Below are 16,964 nucleotides of genomic sequence, written 5' to 3' on the forward strand. Positions count from 1 at the left end.
GATTACCTCCTTAAATTATTGTTAAGTCATTTAGCATCTTCATTATATCGTTGGTCAATTGAAAAAAGAATGTAAAATCTTATTCAAATTGTATAAAATTTTATTATTTTGCAAAATAATTATGTGTAAAAAGTTAACCCCCGATATATTATTACCAATAAATCGGGGTTTTATTTATGCAATATTAACAAAACAGGATATTATATCCAACCTTATTCAAAACTGAACAGAACTTTTTGAACATCCTTGTTGAACATATTTGTGCGATTAACAACATAAACCGAAGTTTCGGTCAAAGGATCTATACTCTTTCCTGCCATAAGCTGTGCGGCATTTGAAACCGCAATGTAGCCGATTGCAAAAGGATTTTGCACAATAAGAGTGTCAATCTCGCCCGTTTCAAGCATACCGACACACTTTACATTATTGTCAAAACCGACAACGCAAACTCTGTCTGCAAGGTCAAGTTCCGATATAGCCGTACCTGCACCGAGTGTCGCCCATTCGTTGAAGCCGATAACGGCATTGATTTCGGGATGTTTTTTCAAAAGCTTTTTTGTTTGAGCCGTTGCATTGTCCGCATCGGATGAAATATAAACGGTATCAACAATTTTTGCATTGCCGAGAGTTTCAATATATTCGGCAAAACCCTGCTGACGCTCGGTATTATTCTCGGTGTTTTCACCCGAACTTAATATACCTATATATATATTACTCTCATCCTTGCACAAATTTTCAACTGCCTCGCCTGCTTTTTTGCCTGCCTGAATATTATTAGTTCCGATAAACGCCTGTGTGTTTTTCACATCAACATCGCTGTCTATCATAATAACCTTTATTCCGCTGTCAACGGCATCTTGCACGGCAGGTGCGGTTTTTTCGTAATCTATCGCAGACAAAACAATGACATCGACATTGCGTGCAACAGCATTTTTTATCAATTTGTTTTGAGCCTTGCAATCAGATTCGTTGTCAGGACCTTCAACCGTAACATCGATGTTATATTCCGTTCCGGCAGATACGGCACCGTTTTTCAAATCGTTCCAAAAATATGAATCGCTGCCCTTGGTGATGACGGCGACCTTGCCGTGAACAGTTGGTTTTGCGGTGCTTGTGCACCCAATCAAGCATACGATAGCGAGAACCGACACCAAAAGCGAAGCCAATATTTTTTTAATATTCATTTTCGTGTCCTTTCTCTATCGTAGGGATTCTGACAGTAACGGTTGTTCCGACATCAAGTTCGCTTTCAATATTAATACCGTAATGTTCGCCAAAATAGATTTTCAAGCGGTCGTCAACATTCTTTACACCGATACCTCTCGAATCACTTCTGCCCTTTTCAAGAATTTTTCTGCATTGCTCCTCGGTCATACCGAGTCCGTTGTCGGCAATAATAATCAAAATATCCTCGCCGTCACGCTTAACGGTGATTTTGATTTCACCCTCATCAACCATTCGGTCAAGTCCGTGATAAATTGCATTTTCAATAAACGGCTGAACGGTGATTTTGTTGCACATACAGTTGAGCAAATCCTCGTCGACATCAAACGAATAAGTAAACTGATTTTTATATCTGTAGCTTTGAATAATCAAATAACTTTCTGCGTGCTTGAGTTCATCACCGATGGTGATAAATTCATTTCCGTGGCTGATACTGATCCTAAAAAGTTTTGCAAGTGCGCCAACCATCTTGACAGCATCCTTGCTGTTGTCCTGCTCGCACATCCACTGGATAGAATCAAGAGTGTTGTACAAAAAGTGAGGATTAATCTGCGCCTGCAAGGCTTTAAGTTCCGTCTTGCGCAAGATGATTTCCTCATTGTGCACCTTTTCCATAAGCGACTGAATCATACCAACCATATGCTCAAACGACGTTGAAAGCGTTTGGAATTCAACAACATTACTCATATCGGCATTGTACTTGAAAGTTTCCGCCTGCTTTTCAAATTCCTGCATAGATGAAACAAGCCGTCTTACAGGTCGGGTAACAGTTCGTGACAAAATCAAATAAATCACAAGAGAAATAAGCAAACTGAAAAGAAGCGCAAACAAAAATCCGAGAAGCAACTGTTCTCTCACCGATTTTGTAACCTCATCATTATAGCTGACTCCGACAATTCGCCAATTGCAACCGCTCATCGACATAAGGCAATAAATATTATCCTTTTCAATATGAGTGCCGTCCGTCATTTTTGAAATTTTGTCCGTACTCTCGGTTTTTATACCCGAAAACAACATCTGCTGTTGAGGATGATACACCACATCGCCCTTTGAATTGATGATGTAGCAATAGCCTCGCTGACCGATACTGATATTGTCAACATAAGTTGCAATCTGCGAAAACTTATAGTCAACAGCAACATAAACCTGCTGTTTGTAAAGACTTGAATACTCCTGCCTTGCAATAGTGACCACCCACGGATACTTGTCCTTATACATCGCATTGACATGTGGGTCGGTGACCGCAAAACCGCTTGACGCCGCAAAGAAATCCGCCTTGTCAAGAAGCATATCGGTTGCGCTGTCCTTTGCCTTGTCGTTGTTTTCGTTGCCGTACAAAAGGAGTCGACCGTCATCGTCATAAATCATAACACTGTAAATATCATCCTCAAGTCTTGCCGAAGTTGATAAAACGCTTTGAAGTTCTTTTTCACTTTTACAGCTGTTTGTTTCCTCACAAAGATTGTTGAGTTTTTTCTTTATGGACGACATATAACCCGACACCGCGACATCAGCTTGCGACACGGTCTGTTTTGACGAAACGGCAGCCGAATTAATCATCAACCTTTGGTGGAACATACCAAAGAATACAGTTGAAGCAAAAACAGAAAACAGAATTCCGCAAACAACAACTGCAATAATAAGACCCGACAGTCTTGTTTTTTTCAACTTAAACATTGCCTGAACCCAAGTGTTCCTCTCTGTACTTATTAGGCGACATACCGTAATATCGCTTGAAGCAGTAGCTAAAATAGTGCTGGTCGCTGTATCCGCATTTTTGCGATATTTCAAAAATCTTCATAGAAGTGCACAAAAGCAGGTCGCTTGCCGCCTTCATCCTGCGTTCCGTAACAAGAGAAACGAAGTTTTGCGATTTTGTTTTTTTGATGAGTGCACTCAAATAGTTTGGACTTACTCCGAGTTTTTCGCTTGCGTCGGTCAAAGACAAGTCCTCATTCATATATTCATCATTGATGATTTGGAGAGCCTTATCACAAATGGACTCGCTCTCGTGTCTTTGTGAGCGAGAAATCATATCTCTTGCATTAAGACACAGCGAAATAAGTTCCTTTTTGTATCTCTCATTATAATCAAACGAAAGACGGGAAGTGATGAAATTATTTGAAGAAAAAAGTTCCGACAAAGCATTTGCATCTGACAAAACGCTGACGCATCTGTGGGCGGTTGCAAGGATTTGAATGATGAGATAATCAATACCGCCTCTGCTTTTGCCTGCAAGCATTTCTTCAAGATAATCGTTGATTTCCTGCTTTGTGCCGACTTTAAGCAGTTGTTCAAGCCTGTCAACCGATTTGTCCACAGCCTCGTATTCAAAAGAACTTTTCGGCTCTTGGTCGTTGATATATCGAATATCGCCTGTGCCGTCGGAAGTGTATCTTCTTGCGGTAATCGCCTGTGTGCAAGCAAACGCAAGCAACGACGGACGGTCAACGGTTTGACTGATACCGATTGTGCATTTTTGAGAGAGAAGTTTCTTTGCACTTTGCACCATTTCAATAACAGGGATACGGAGTTTTGTTGACATATCTTCGGGAGTGCTTGTAACAAGAGTTACAATTCTGCCGTTAACAAGGAAACTTTCGCAATCCGCATACTTGCCGACAATAGTGTTTACAAAATCTATATGGTGATTTTCTGTTACATTTTTGCCTTGAACATTTTTGAATTTTGACACAACAACACTGAAGCAATCGCCGTCGCTTTTGACAATTCCAAGCCTCTTTGCAGTTTGCACAAGTACCTCATCGGGATAATTATCATCACCCGTTCCGAGAAGAAGCGGAAGTAAATATTCTGCCTTTTCAAGCCTGATTGAAGTGTTTTCATCAGAAGTTCCACTTTTGAGTTGTTCAAATTCAAAATCCATTTCTTCTCTGATTTTTACAAGTTCATCACTAAGTTCTTGTGCAGAAATAGGCTTTAAAAGATAGCGGATAACATTATATTTAAACGCTTCCTGTGCGTATTCAAAATCATCATAGCCACTCAAAATAACAAGTTTTGTGGCAGGACGAACTTCTCGAGCCTTGCGTGCAAGCTCAAGTCCTGTCATAAGCGGCATTTTTATATCCGTCAAAATCAAATCAGGCTCAAGTTTTTCGAGCTGTTCGAGAGCTTCGATTCCGTTTTCGGCATCGCCTACAACGTTAAAACCTGCACCCTGCCAATCAACACTTTTTATAACCGCCTCTCTCTGGCGAGCTTCATCATCAACAACAAGAACACTGTACATAATTTACCCTCTCATCAAAATCAGTTATTTTTCGCCTATTAACCTAATTTATATTATATAAAACACTCAGGAATTTATCAAGAAATATTTACAAATAAAAAAGGCATAGTCAAACTATGCCCTTTAAAATTATTCTCCGTATTCGGAAATTTTGCTTAAATTCTTATAAACCTCTGCTTCGCCCACACGATTATCAAGCCAATTCTTTATGTAAAGATAAACCATGCTCTTGTCGATTTCGTTCAAAATTTCATGGCGGTCATAGGCAAACAACTTCAAATTTGAATTCTGCAAGCCTGCCATATAATACTGATTTATCAACTTATTGCAAGCCTTTGTTCCGCCGACAGGGTCTTCCTCACCTGAAGTAATCAAAATCGGCAAACGCTTTCTTATACCGTCAAGGTTACTGTTTGAGGCAATTTTTTGAATAACGGTGAACAAATCCTTGTATGCGCCTGCTGTGAAATCAAATCCGCAAAGTGGGTCATCCATATACGCATCAACATTGTCCATATCTCTTGAAAGCCAATCGCAAGGTGTTCTTGCAGGCTCAAACGCCTTGTTGTACTGACCGATTGACATATTAACAAGCATTTTACTGACATAATGCGGAGAGTGTTTTTTTATTTCTCTCTTTGCCAAAAGCACACCCATATCTGCCAAAATTTTAGGAAACCAACCTGTGCCGACAATGATTGCGCCGTGAACATCGGAACTGTACTGTGTCAAATACTGACGAACAAAGAACGAACCCATACTGTGACCGAGAATATAGTTTGGAAGTTCCGTCCATTTTTCACGGACATATTGAGTCACTCTGTAGACATCGTCAATAACGATTTCGTCACCGTTTGCATCTGCAAAATAACCCAAATCATTTTCAGACTTGGCGGTTTTGCCGTGCCCCAAATGGTCGTGACCGATAACTATATAACCGTAATTTGTGAGATACTCCGCAAAATCGCTGTATCTTTCTATATGCTCCGCCATACCGTGAACAAGCTGCAAAACAGCTTTTGCCCCCTCATCAGGTTCCCAAACAACTGTGTTGAGCAAATTTTTTGAGTCGCTTGACGGAACGGTTACATTGTATTTTTTCATATATTCACCTCAATTAGTTTTGTTCAAATTTGTGCTTACGCCTTTTTTAATCTTTCTTGTCGGAGGGTTTTCAGTAAATAATTATTTCAGTATAAGTTCATTATAACCAAATAATGAACAAACAAGAAAGGGTCAAAAAAAAGAAAGTATGCAATTTTCGCACACTTTCTCGATTTTGTACTACAACAAATCTATTGAATTGAGTATATTCTGCGGGAATATCTTGCCGATTTTTTTGATAAATTCCTCAGGGTCGGTTTTCATTCCCTTTTGTATCCACTCTATAAATGTGCCCGTAACGGCGTGCTTATAGAATATTGAAATAATAGTTATGTTCTCATCACTGATAATACGATTTTCCGCAACGCACTGCTCTCGGATTTTGCTTGCAATGAGTATACCCATTGCATTGACGATATATGCCTCTATTTCTGCAAAATATTTTGACGAGAAAATATTGTAAATAATATTTTTGTTAATCAAAACGCTTCCTGCCATTTTTTTGAAAGCGTCCTCCCAAGTGAATTCGCTTGCATCAGTTTCAATCACCTTTTCGAGCGCTTCGTTAAAAATCTCTTTGAGCACATCAAAAATATCATCATAGTGATAATAGAATGTGTTTCTGCTGATGGAGCAATCATCTATGATATTTTTTACCTTTATGCTGTCCAGCGGCTTTGATTGAAGAAGCCTAAGCATAGACAATTTTATTTCCTTTTTTGTAAACTGTTGCATAAGACCAAATTCCTCAAAAACAATACAATTACAGTCACATTGATAAATCCTTTATCTATTAATTATAACATTAATAATGTTCATAAATCAAGCACTTTTGACTATCCGTTTTTTATCAAGTGACAATAATCACCAAAAGCAGAATTTACAAATCGGCAAAACTTTTGTATTGACAAACCACATATCGCACGCTATAATAGTTCTAAATAGAACGATTAACAAGGAGTGCCAATATGCATTTTTGGGACAGGCACAAAACAATTACCGGCTATTATGAATCGCTCACAAGTTCGATTTGCGACAAGTACGATTTGACCCAAATGGAATATGATATACTGATGTTTTTGCACGGCAACCCCGAATTCAACACGGCGGCAGACATTGTCAGAATTCGCAAATCAACAAAATCTCATGTTTCAACCTCGCTCAAATCGCTTGAAAACAAAGGCTTGATTGAAAAAAAGCAAAGCGAAAACAACAAAAAACACATAGAGATTTTTGTTACCGAAAGTGCAAAAAGCATAATTTACGAGGGTATCGACACGCAAAAGCGTTTTGCCCACGATGTGCTCAAAGGATTTTCGGATGAGGAAATCGCAACATTCAAAAATATTTTTGAAAAAATCTGCAATAATGCAGAAGATTGTTTAAAGAATAAATAAAATCCGAAATGTTAATATATTTAGAGTAAAAAGGAGTTTTAATTATGGCAAACGAAAAATACAAACCGCAAATTCCCGATATTATGGAAGCAATTTTTGACGCAGGATACTTGATTTTCGACTTAATCGCAGGTATTTTATTCTTCGCATTTTCAAATGGCAATCCTTTGTTCATCTTGTACGGAGTGTTGACATTGACGCTTTGCGGCGGTGACGCATTCCACCTTGTTCCGAGAATTATCAGAGCAGTTCACGGTAGCAACGACAAAATCAAAAGACAACTCGGACTCGGCTTGCAGGTTTCATCAATCACAATGACAGCGTTCTACATTGTTTTGCTGTATATCTGGAAGCTTACATTCCCCGAATTGACAGCACCTGTTGCAGTTGAAGCAATGATTTGGATTTCTGCAATCATCAGAATAGTAATCTGCGTTTTTCCGCAAAACAACTGGTGTTCAGACGAAGGCAATATGAAGCTTTCCGTTATCAGAAACGCAGTTTTTGCAGTAACAGGCATCGGCGTAATCATCCTTTACGCAATTTCAGGCAATACTAACAACCTTCATATGACAAGAATGGTTGCCGCAATCATCATTTCATTCGGTTGCTACCTCCCTGTAACATTGTTCAGCAAAACAAAACCAAAGGTTGGCTTGCTTATGATTCCGAAAACCTGTGCATATATGTGGATCATCGCAATGGGACTTCAGCTCTTATTTTAAATAATTTAAAACAATATATAGACAGCAAAAGACTCAAGAATTTTGTCCTTGAGTCTTATTTTTCATTTACGAGTGCCATCATCATTGAATGTAGTTTTCAATGCCTTTTCGGTAGGAACAATTGAAGCAATCAGCACCGCACACTGAACCAAAAGAAGAACAGATACTGCAATACCAATAGTTTTTTCGTCAGAACGGCAAACAAAAGCGAAAACCAATGCAGATCCGGCAAGCATAACAAAGCCGATTTTCCACCAAAGTCGCCCGCAAAAATCGTGTGCAAACTGCCAAGTGTCCATATTTTTCATTGAACGGGTTGTTCTATATCCAACAAGACCATTGATGTCTTTCGGACAATGTTTCCACATCATCCAACCGGCAAAAATCATAATCGCAGGAGTTACAAAAACAAAAATCAGCCACAACCACATATTAACACCTTCATAACTTAATCAAAATTTTTTAATTCAAATGGCAAGCAAGTTTTTGATTGCTTCCATATAGATTTCCACTGCTTCCTCCATTTCGGAAACAAGGATGTATTCATCTGCACCGTGGATACGATAATCCACTCCCAACTTTTCGGGACCAAATGCAATGATATTTTTCAGCGACTTTGCGTAAGTTCCGCCACCGATTACCATCGGTTCGTTTTCTGTGTCGCCCGTTACATCCACATAAGCCTTGTACAAAGCGTTTACAAGCGGAGATTCTCTCGGATAAAACAACGGCTCACCTATTTCGGTGATCTCAATTCGACCGTTTTCGTCCTCCAAATTGCCGTCTACCAATTTCAAAATATCGTCTTTTTTGAATGTCACAGGCACACGAATATCAATCGAGCAAGAAATCACGCCGTCAGCGGTTTTTACAATTCCGTTGCAGAATGTCAACTCGCCGAATTCATCGGAAATTTTGAGACCGACTCCCTCGCCGTCACAAGCCGTGCCGATATGCTGATTGTAGAACTTCACGAAGTCGTCCTCAAAACCTGCCTTTGCAAGACATTCCATAGTCACGCCTGCTGCATTGACACCGAAGTTCGGAGTGCTTGCGTGAGCCGGCACACCCTTGGCGTAAATCGTGATTTGCCCATTTTTCTCATCAATCTTGTATTCCTGCAACTTCGATTCGGAAAGTGCCTGTTCCAACTTCTCTTTAAGTCCGATTTCTGACGGAACGACAGTGGTGCAAGTGTCGCAAACTGCGTTTGAAACAAAGCCACCGTTCATAGAAATTATCTTTGTATTTTTCGAATAAGCCATCATTGTGAGATGACCTTTTTCGCCGTGAATACACGGAAAATTTGCATCGGGAGTGAAACCGCAAGACAGTTCCTCCTCAACCTGATTGTAGTGCTCCATACATTTTGAGCCTGTTTCCTCGTTGCAACCCATAATCAAACGAACTCGTTTGTTCAACTCAACGCCCGATTCACGAAGCAATTTCATAGCATACAAAGCCTCGATTACAGGGCCTTTATCGTCAGTTGTGCCACGACCGTAAACGAAGTCGCCCTCACGAGTGAGTTTGAACGGATCATAGCTCCAATCACCGCCGACAGGCACAATATCCAAATGCCCTGCAATGCCGACAATTTCTTTGCCCTCGCCAATTTCTGCATAACCACAGTAATTATCAAGATTTACGGTTTTGAAGCCAAGCTCCTCGGCAATTTTCAGTCCGACTTCAAGCGCCTTTGCCGGACCGTCACCAAAAGGCTTACCCTCTGACGGAGTGCCAAGCTGTGAATCAATTTCTACCAACTTGCCGAGATTTTCAAGCATTTCATCGGACAAAGCGTGGATTTGTTCTCTTGTATTCATATTCATTCCTCAATGTTAGTGTAAATAATTATTATGTAATAATCATACCACATTCATCACGAAAATCAAAGGGATAAATAAAAGGTGAAGCAGTTTCGCCTCTGCCTCACCTCTGCACTTAAAACAAATATTGCAAATTTATTCTTTGGATTCATTCAACACAGTCATTTTCAGCAAAACATAGGATTTTGGATAATTTGCTTTGACAAAACCCTCATCGTTTTTCTCAAAAACAGTTTTTATATGACTGTAAAAATCATCAAAGTATTCTTGCGGATTATTCGGATTTGCTTTTATTGCCTCATCGCCAAGCATTTCAATCAAAACAGAAAGATACATATCTGCATACAAACCTTTTTGATTACCCTGCAAAAACTTTGAATAAATATATTTCAATGTGTAGTCGCAATAAGAATTAAGATTTATATTTTCTTCGCAAAGTGAATAATCACCGTTTGCCTTTGCAATATTTACCAAACCGTCAAATTCATTTGAAATATATTTGTTTATATCAATGTTATTGCTTTCGACTGCGATTTTTACCGCCTCGTTTCGAAGCCTATAATTATCATTATAAGAAATATTTTGATATTTTAAATATGCCTCTTGCGGTAAATATTTCTTAATGTCTTTCGGATAATAGTCGCCGTCTCTCGGTATCCAAGAATCAACGCAAATATACTTGTCGCCGTCTTTTTTTACCGTAATTCCATATACATTCAAACTCCCGCACGAATTAACGAAATTATTGCCTTGTTCCTGATAAGAAGCGATGAAAGCATAAATAAAATATGTTGTTAAATTTTCCGAATTATTTTTGTTTATATCTCCCTTTTGTTTACCGAGAACTATATGGCTTTCAACAGGTTTCAGTTCTTCTTCCGACTTTGAACTCATAATTTGCTCGGTCAACGAAGCACTTATCACACCGCTTAATAATGTGTTTTTTGATAGTTCTCTAAAATCCTGCTTATTAACCGTCTGCTTTGGATTGGCACTGCACAACACAAGGACAGCCAAACTCAAAACGACTGCACAAAGCGACATAAATCTTTTTGGCTTTTTATATCTGAGCGCATTTTTTATTCTGCTTTTAACATCATTCTCGCTGAACGACAACGGATTTGCCAACGGCATACGATTTGCCGAAGCAAACGACAACAGGGCATAGGAATATTTCTTTTTTATGCTTGGATTCTGTGACAAAACCCACTCGTCACAGCTCATTTCCATATCTTTGGACATAAGATAAAATGCCAAATAGCACAGCGGATTAAACCAATGCAATATCAAAAGAAGATACGCTGTTATTTTTATCACATTATCGCAACGCTTGATGTGATATTTTTCGTGTTGCAACACATATTGCAAAAAATCATCACTTACATTGTACGGAATATAAATTTTCGGCTTAAAAACTCCTATTATGAACGGTGACGATATTCCCTCTGCCTGATATACATTATCGTTAAATAAAACAGCTGTATCGAGGCTTTTTCTGAGGCGCATATATTTTACCGCAGAATAAATGACTAGCGAAAATATACCGATTGCCCATACAGAAGACAAGACCAACAACACCCAATCAATATTTGCCCAATACAAATAGCTTGAAGTAATATCCCCAATGACAGAATCTGTATTCGGCAAACCTACGCTCACATTATTTGCTGTTTGATTCGGAGCGGATTTGATATAATCCATAGATGATGTATCGCCCGACTGCACCATTGTCATATCAAACGGCTTCAAGCTAAACAGACTGACAATCGACTTAAAACTGACAGGGCAAACAAGCCTAAATCCCACAACACTCCAAATCAGATAGGAATATTTTTTAGGCATATCTTTCAGAAAAAAGCGAACAACCAGCACCGCCAATATGACATAACTTGCGGTTATGCTCATATTCAGAACGCTTATAAACAAATCGGTCATAATCAGTCCTCCTTGTATGAATCAATAAGGTTTTTCAATTCCTCTGCTTCTCCGTTGCTGATTTTTCGTCCGTTCAAAAATGCTGCCAAAAAACTCGGCAACGACCCGCCAAAGGAATTTTCAACAAATCTTGCACTTGCATATTCCTGAACATTTCTTTTTTCAACAAGCGATTTTATATGCGAATTTTCATTTTGCGCAAAGCCCTTTTCGCACATTTTTCTGAGCACGGTATAAGTGGTGGATTTTTTCCATCCGAGTGCTTTTTCGCATTTCTCGACCAATTCGTGCGAGGTCAATGGCTCGTTTTCCCAAATCACATTCATAAACTTATAATCGCTTTCGCACAATTTCAAATCCATAACATCACCTCATTTCGGTTTATAACTATCGACCTCACTTGTAGTCTATAACAATAAACCAAATTTGTCAAGCAAATTTAACAAAAACCCTCTCAGTGTTCGAGCCCCTACAACCCAAAATAATAAAAACGAGGAACATCCTAAAGAACATTCCTCGTTTTTGGTACGCTGGAAGGGACTTCGTCAAAACACACTTCGTGATTAAAGCAAAATGCAAGCATTTGCAAACAATCACTGCGTATGTTTTTCCTCTCAAAATCTGCCGTACAGTAGTGCGTCAGATTTTGTTAAGGTGTGCTGCGCACACCATTACAACATATTAAAAAGCCCAAAGTGGAAAAATCCACCTTGGGCTTTTTGGTACGCTTCGTCCAAGCATATTCCGTGATTAAAATAATTGCTAAAGCAATCATTAACAATCACTTCATATGCTTCTCCTCTCAAAAACCGTCGTACAGCGGTGCGTCGGTTTTTGTATTATAGGGTTCGAGTCCCTACAACCAAAAATAAAATAGCGAAGCAGATAAATATCTACTTCGCTATTTTGGTACGCTGGAAGGGACTCGAACCCCCGACCTACTGGTTCGTAGCCGTACCGACAAATCTCTTTTACACCGTTTTAAGCCATATTTAACACTATTATTCCCATTATTTCCATGCTTTACTGAAAATATGTGGTCAATAAGTGGTCAGTTCAACACAAAATATTTTTATGCTTTAAAGAAATGCCATTAATTACTATGATTCACAAAAGAAGTATTTATTGTGGTGTTTTGAATCGTGGTATAGCATTATATTCTCCATCAAGATAGGATTTACATATTTTTTTATCAAATCGTTCGTTAAATGTATTCAATGAAAATATTGTGGATTTTCCATCTTCACTTTTGTCAATAAAGTTTATTTCATCTTTTCTCAAAAGATTAAAATCCATTAGTTTTGATTCGTGTGTTGTAACTATTAATTGGATATTTCTAGAAATAGCAAGTTTGAGATATTCTTCTACAAATTTATAAGTTAATAACGGATGAAATCTTCTATTGATTTCGTCTATTATATATACTCGTTCAGTATCTTTACATAATAGTACTTCTATTAAATCAAGTAAACGTATTGTTCCATCTGACTCTTCATTCAATGAAAAAATAGCATCGGTTTTCTCATGCTTGAATTCTAATGTTTTGCATTTTATTTTCTCGTGTTCAAGCTGGATGATAAACATCGTATTGTCGTCACTTGAACGTAAAATTACAGATGGGATTTCAGATAAGCCTTTTTTATCAAAACGTTGCTTTTGTTTATTTAGATTATCGATTATTTCTTGCATTAAACCTTTAGGAATGCTAGAAGAAACTTTCTCTAAAGAAACATCAGCTATAGCAAATTTAGAAACGCCTGTTCCAAACATAGAAAGTAGCTTACTAATTTGTTCTACACTGTCGCTATTAATTAAGTAAGAGTAACCTGTAACAGGTCGATCAGGTTGATTTACACTTAATTTGTATTTAAACCAATTGTATACCTTTTTGTAAATTGATAACGGTGATTCATGTGTATACAAAGAATCTTTGTTTTGGTTCATTAATCGCAAAAAGAGTATTGAGCCATCAGATACTACATCTTCTGCATATATTTTTAAACGTTCATTAATGGTATCATCTTTAAAAAATGTATCGACTTCATATTGGCTGTTTTTTATGTCGCGGAAGAATATTGTTTTGTATGTTGTTCCGTATTTATACTGTTTTAAATATTCATCTGTGAAAATACCTGAATTTATTAGTAGATGAAATCCATAAATGTACTTTTTATCTCCGATTTTAATAGTAAACTCAAAATGAGATGGCTTATCTATGTTTTTGTTATTAACTCTGCAATAACAATTAGCATATGAGCTAGGAACTTCTCCAACGATTACAGACTGTGCAAAATCAAATGCGGCAACTAAATTCGATTTTCCAGAAGCATTTGCTCCATACACTGCCATAAATTTTAGAAGTTTAAAGCCGTCTTTTGTATATACTCGTTTGATGTTGCTGCGCACTTTTCCAGCTTCCATTGAAAAAACTTGTTCTTCGTCAAAAGATAAAAAATTGCTAATTCTAAATTCTGATAACATAATTTGTTCCACCTTTACTGTTTATATTAATATAAACGAAAAAAACGCTGTTGTCAATAAATTATTTTGTGATTTTTACATTGACTTTTTGCGTAAATGAGAAAAAATCACAAAATCTTTGAAAATGCTATTGACAAATTGATAGCTTATGCTATAATATCAATTAGGGTTAGCACTCAAAAGTTAAGAGTGCTAAGAAGTGCATTCAAATATATTCATAATAAATGCAATAAAATTGCCAAACTAAAAATAAGGAGATATAAAATATGAATATTTACGAACCTTCTGAACGTCAAAACGATATTATTAAACTAATTAGAAAATTGGATTTATCACCAACGCAGTATCAAAATGCAGTATCAAAATATCAAAGAATAGCGAAGTATCTTGAGAGTAATGGCATAGAAGCTGAAATATATCCACAAGGTTCATTTTCACTTGGTACAGTAATTCGACCTGTTAGCAAAAGCACAGATGCTTCTTATGATTTGGATTTTGTTTGTCAGTTAAGAAAAACACGTGATCAACAATCCGCTGCAGAATTAAGAAAAGAGGTTGAAGAAATTCTTACAAAAAGCGACTTGTATGAAGGTAAATTGGAGATTAGTGACAAGTGTATTACTGTAAGATATGCAGACATTGATGGCGTTAGTTTTTCAATCGATATTGTACCAGCAGCAGATGAAACTGAAGAAAACAAAAAACGCTTATCACAAAAATGTTTTAAACCTAACTTAATAAAGACAGCTATTGCAATCCCAAAACATTGTAATGTGAATTATAATTGGATTACTAACAATCCAAGAGGCTATAGAGAGTGGTTTGAAGAAATTAATCAACCTTTTTTGATAGCTTGCGAAAAGCGTCAACGTCAAATGATAATTGAAGCTAATAGTAATATGTTTTCAACTATAGAAGAAATACCCAATGACCTGCTTAGGTCTTCAGTGCAACGTGTGATACAAATACTAAAGTATCACAGGGATGTATATTATAGCTCATTTGTTGATGGGGAAGATACGAAACCGATTTCTGCAATCATTGGCACAATTGTAGCAAAAGTTGCACAAACACAATTGCCTACATTATCAGTGTTTGAACTGCTTAACTGTGTACTTGATGAAATTACTACATATAGTAATTATCAATTTGTAACAGAAAAAGTATTTTTGGAACGATATCCAGATAATAGGTTGATTTCAAGAAAAGGTAACAAGTGGTTTATGGAAAATCCAGCTAATCCAGAAGATAATTTAACAGATCAATGGAATGAAAACCCGAATGTTCCAAAAAGATTTTTTCTATGGATTAAAGCAGCACAGAATGATCTAATTAGTTCGGTGAATTTAAATGAAAGTGAGTTTAGGGCGACAATGGAAACAGCATTCGGTTCTAATTTAATTTCGTCAGTATGGGGAAAAAAGTATTGTCCAATCCCATCTACATCTGTTTCATCAACCAATGTTGCAAAGCCATGGAAGAAAATATGATTTTTACCGAAAAAAGTGCGAATTGTCAAATCAATAGCTTGTTATGTGAATATCCTAATTTGAAATTAGTTGATTCAAATTCAAAACTTGTACACTTGAAAGGAAGTATTTTAGTAAATAGGCATTTCAATAAATTCATTTTATGTAAGAACTATAACATTGATGTATTTATACCAATAGAATCTTATAAGTTGCCGTATGTTGTTGACAGCGACAAATATATCAGTAGAAATTATCATCATTATTATTCAAATGGTGAATTATGTTTGGCAACTGATACACAAATTAGGATTCGTTTTTTAAATGGGTTTGATTTAGTACAATGGATGAAAGAATATGTAGAAATATATTTCTTATCATATGAATATTTTCAACGTTTTGGAGAATTTCCGTTTGGAGAAAGACAACATGGATGTATTGGAATTTTAGAAACATATCAAGATCTTTTCTTCGCAAAAGATCTTGTTGCAACATTTAATCTTATGAAATATATTGTGCACAATTCATATAGAGGTCATCACATTTGTCCTTGTGGAAGTGACAAACGTCTGCGAAAATGCCATGGAGAAGTATTACTAGAATTTTATAAAAATGAAAAATTAAGAGCAATTTTATTACAAGATTTTGACAATATTGTTGAGGAGTTAAAAAATGACAAAAAGCGAAGAAATATTTAAAAGGCAAAACGAAGAAAATATGCTCCGATATCAATTTGCTTCACGTCAATGTTACAATAGAGCCGAGAGATATAATAGAAGCAGTTGGATATTCTGCTTGTTGAGTTGGGCGACATTCTTTTTGCCTAGCTCAGAGCCATATGATACAATTACGATATGTGTTACGTCTGCCATTGATTTTCTGGCTCTGTTTTTATCGTGGAGATTTAATGAGAATATAAAAAAAGCATCGAGTATGCGTAATTATTTTGATTCATATGTTTTAGGAACAAATAAAGATTTATTTTCCAATAATGATAAAATAAAACTGAAAGAGTATGCAGTAAGAGAAGAACATAAGGCACCCAAAAAGTATATTCAACAAATTCAACGTACAGGGCATGATAATCCACCAGGAGTATTAGATTGGTATGAATTTTCTAGTCCTTTAGAAGGTGAAAATGCAATATATGAATGTATGCGACAAAATTGTTGGTGGAATAATAAATTAACTAAAATTAGAATAGTACTGACATCAGTTTTTTTGTTTATTATGTTATTTATTTGTGGCCTTTTTAAGATAAAATTTTTTGCTAGTTTAAGCATAACTCGTATTCTGCTTAGTTCATCTCCTATAATATTAAGGATTGTTGAACGAATCGTTCAAAACATACACTACTTAAAATTATCTGTTCAAATTAGTGGCGGAATGAAAATTGTTGAAAGAAGCAAAACAATAGAGGCTATCAACTCTTTACAAGAATTAATTAATAAACGCAGAACTCTTCCTGTTCTTGAAAATAATTCAGTTCATAGATGTGTGGCCAATGCTTTTTCTAATCTAAATTTGGAAATAACAAATAATTAAAT

15 protein-coding genes are annotated in these 16,964 nt (G+C 36.7%); 5 read left to right on the forward strand and 10 right to left on the reverse strand.

Annotation, left to right across the window (positions count from 1 at the left end):
• Nucleotides 1–212 precede the first annotated feature (212 nt).
• The 5 genes from Q0E03_RS01735 to Q0E03_RS01755 all read right to left on the reverse strand — a co-directional run bounded on the left by Q0E03_RS01735 (nt 213) and on the right by Q0E03_RS01755 (nt 6,316).
• Entirely contained in the window at nt 213–1,184 is a 972-nt protein-coding gene (locus Q0E03_RS01735) for a substrate-binding domain-containing protein (RefSeq protein WP_297128713.1), read from the reverse strand.
• Nucleotides 1,174–2,901 carry a sensor histidine kinase gene (locus tag Q0E03_RS01740; protein WP_297128716.1) on the reverse strand — a complete coding sequence of 576 codons (1,728 nt, stop codon included), beginning with the start codon at nt 2,899–2,901 and terminating at the stop codon, nt 1,174–1,176. The genes Q0E03_RS01735 and Q0E03_RS01740 overlap by 11 nt, the downstream gene beginning before the upstream one ends.
• Nucleotides 2,894–4,477, reverse strand: a complete 1,584-nt coding sequence (locus tag Q0E03_RS01745; protein WP_297128719.1) for a response regulator — start codon at nt 4,475–4,477, stop codon at nt 2,894–2,896. The genes Q0E03_RS01740 and Q0E03_RS01745 overlap by 8 nt, the downstream gene beginning before the upstream one ends.
• A 129-nt stretch (nt 4,478–4,606) precedes the next feature.
• Nucleotides 4,607–5,581: an alpha/beta fold hydrolase gene (locus Q0E03_RS01750; protein ID WP_297128722.1), complete on the reverse strand. Its 975-nt coding sequence runs from the start codon at nt 5,579–5,581 to the stop codon at nt 4,607–4,609.
• Between the two features lie 180 nt (nt 5,582–5,761).
• Nucleotides 5,762–6,316 carry a TetR/AcrR family transcriptional regulator gene (locus Q0E03_RS01755; RefSeq protein ID WP_294835093.1) on the reverse strand — a complete coding sequence of 185 codons (555 nt, stop codon included), beginning with the start codon at nt 6,314–6,316 and terminating at the stop codon, nt 5,762–5,764.
• A gap of 233 nt (nt 6,317–6,549) precedes the next feature.
• On the opposite strand from Q0E03_RS01755, the gene Q0E03_RS01760 reads away from it, so the two are divergent.
• The gene (locus Q0E03_RS01760; protein ID WP_297128726.1) at nt 6,550–6,978 is read left to right on the forward strand and encodes a MarR family winged helix-turn-helix transcriptional regulator; all 429 of its coding nucleotides are present in this window, start codon (nt 6,550–6,552) and stop codon (nt 6,976–6,978) included.
• A gap of 44 nt (nt 6,979–7,022) precedes the next feature.
• On the forward strand, nt 7,023–7,703 hold the full coding sequence (locus tag Q0E03_RS01765; RefSeq protein WP_297128729.1) for a hypothetical protein: 681 nt from the start codon (nt 7,023–7,025) through the stop codon (nt 7,701–7,703).
• A gap of 62 nt (nt 7,704–7,765) precedes the next feature.
• Here the strand turns inward: Q0E03_RS01765 and Q0E03_RS01770 are convergent, their stop codons facing one another.
• The 5 genes from Q0E03_RS01770 to Q0E03_RS01790 all read right to left on the reverse strand — a co-directional run bounded on the left by Q0E03_RS01770 (nt 7,766) and on the right by Q0E03_RS01790 (nt 13,948).
• On the reverse strand, nt 7,766–8,134 hold the full coding sequence (locus Q0E03_RS01770; protein WP_297128732.1) for an SdpI family protein: 369 nt from the start codon (nt 8,132–8,134) through the stop codon (nt 7,766–7,768).
• Nucleotides 8,135–8,170: 36 nt separating this feature from the next.
• Complete coding sequence (locus tag Q0E03_RS01775; protein ID WP_297128735.1) at nt 8,171–9,529, reverse strand: M20 family metallopeptidase; 1,359 nt, start codon at nt 9,527–9,529, stop codon at nt 8,171–8,173.
• Nucleotides 9,530–9,667: 138 nt separating this feature from the next.
• Nucleotides 9,668–11,467 carry a M56 family metallopeptidase gene (locus Q0E03_RS01780; RefSeq protein WP_297128738.1) on the reverse strand — a complete coding sequence of 600 codons (1,800 nt, stop codon included), beginning with the start codon at nt 11,465–11,467 and terminating at the stop codon, nt 9,668–9,670.
• A 2-nt stretch (nt 11,468–11,469) separates the two neighbouring features.
• On the reverse strand, nt 11,470–11,829 hold the full coding sequence (locus tag Q0E03_RS01785) for a BlaI/MecI/CopY family transcriptional regulator (protein ID WP_297128741.1): 360 nt from the start codon (nt 11,827–11,829) through the stop codon (nt 11,470–11,472).
• A gap of 760 nt (nt 11,830–12,589) precedes the next feature.
• The gene (locus Q0E03_RS01790; RefSeq protein WP_297128744.1) at nt 12,590–13,948 is read right to left on the reverse strand and encodes an ATP/GTP-binding protein; all 1,359 of its coding nucleotides are present in this window, start codon (nt 13,946–13,948) and stop codon (nt 12,590–12,592) included.
• Nucleotides 13,949–14,214: 266 nt separating this feature from the next.
• Here Q0E03_RS01790 and Q0E03_RS01795 point away from each other — a divergent pair, with 266 nt between their 5' ends.
• Genes Q0E03_RS01795 through Q0E03_RS01805 form a run of 3 tightly spaced genes read left to right on the forward strand, consistent with a single transcriptional unit; the run spans nt 14,215 to nt 16,962 of the window.
• Nucleotides 14,215–15,438, forward strand: a complete 1,224-nt coding sequence (locus tag Q0E03_RS01795; RefSeq protein ID WP_297128747.1) for a nucleotidyltransferase — start codon at nt 14,215–14,217, stop codon at nt 15,436–15,438.
• Entirely contained in the window at nt 15,435–16,115 is a 681-nt protein-coding gene (locus Q0E03_RS01800) for a hypothetical protein (protein ID WP_297128750.1), read from the forward strand. Before Q0E03_RS01795 ends, Q0E03_RS01800 begins: the two co-directional genes overlap by 4 nt.
• Nucleotides 16,090–16,962 (forward strand): S-4TM family putative pore-forming effector, encoded by an 873-nt coding sequence (locus tag Q0E03_RS01805; protein ID WP_297128753.1) that lies wholly within the window; start codon nt 16,090–16,092, stop codon nt 16,960–16,962. Before Q0E03_RS01800 ends, Q0E03_RS01805 begins: the two co-directional genes overlap by 26 nt.
• Nucleotides 16,963–16,964: the final 2 nt, after the last annotated feature.

The organism is uncultured Eubacterium sp. (assembly GCF_934525195.1).
In the GTDB taxonomy this organism is placed as follows: Bacteria; Bacillota; Clostridia; order Oscillospirales; family Acutalibacteraceae; genus Eubacterium_R.

Coding starts and splice junctions, on each gene's coding strand:
- Q0E03_RS01735 (WP_297128713.1), bottom strand. CDS start 1,184: ATGAATATTAAAAAAATATTGGCTTCGCTTTTGGTGTCGGTTCTCGCT.
- Q0E03_RS01740 (WP_297128716.1), bottom strand. CDS start 2,901: ATGTTTAAGTTGAAAAAAACAAGACTGTCGGGTCTTATTATTGCAGTT.
- Q0E03_RS01745 (WP_297128719.1), bottom strand. CDS start 4,477: ATGTACAGTGTTCTTGTTGTTGATGATGAAGCTCGCCAGAGAGAGGCG.
- Q0E03_RS01750 (WP_297128722.1), bottom strand. CDS start 5,581: ATGAAAAAATACAATGTAACCGTTCCGTCAAGCGACTCAAAAAATTTG.
- Q0E03_RS01755 (WP_294835093.1), bottom strand. CDS start 6,316: ATGCAACAGTTTACAAAAAAGGAAATAAAATTGTCTATGCTTAGGCTT.
- Q0E03_RS01760 (WP_297128726.1), top strand. CDS start 6,550: ATGCATTTTTGGGACAGGCACAAAACAATTACCGGCTATTATGAATCG.
- Q0E03_RS01765 (WP_297128729.1), top strand. CDS start 7,023: ATGGCAAACGAAAAATACAAACCGCAAATTCCCGATATTATGGAAGCA.
- Q0E03_RS01770 (WP_297128732.1), bottom strand. CDS start 8,134: ATGTGGTTGTGGCTGATTTTTGTTTTTGTAACTCCTGCGATTATGATT.
- Q0E03_RS01775 (WP_297128735.1), bottom strand. CDS start 9,529: ATGAATACAAGAGAACAAATCCACGCTTTGTCCGATGAAATGCTTGAA.
- Q0E03_RS01780 (WP_297128738.1), bottom strand. CDS start 11,467: ATGACCGATTTGTTTATAAGCGTTCTGAATATGAGCATAACCGCAAGT.
- Q0E03_RS01785 (WP_297128741.1), bottom strand. CDS start 11,829: ATGGATTTGAAATTGTGCGAAAGCGATTATAAGTTTATGAATGTGATT.
- Q0E03_RS01790 (WP_297128744.1), bottom strand. CDS start 13,948: ATGTTATCAGAATTTAGAATTAGCAATTTTTTATCTTTTGACGAAGAA.
- Q0E03_RS01795 (WP_297128747.1), top strand. CDS start 14,215: ATGAATATTTACGAACCTTCTGAACGTCAAAACGATATTATTAAACTA.
- Q0E03_RS01800 (WP_297128750.1), top strand. CDS start 15,435: ATGATTTTTACCGAAAAAAGTGCGAATTGTCAAATCAATAGCTTGTTA.
- Q0E03_RS01805 (WP_297128753.1), top strand. CDS start 16,090: ATGACAAAAAGCGAAGAAATATTTAAAAGGCAAAACGAAGAAAATATG.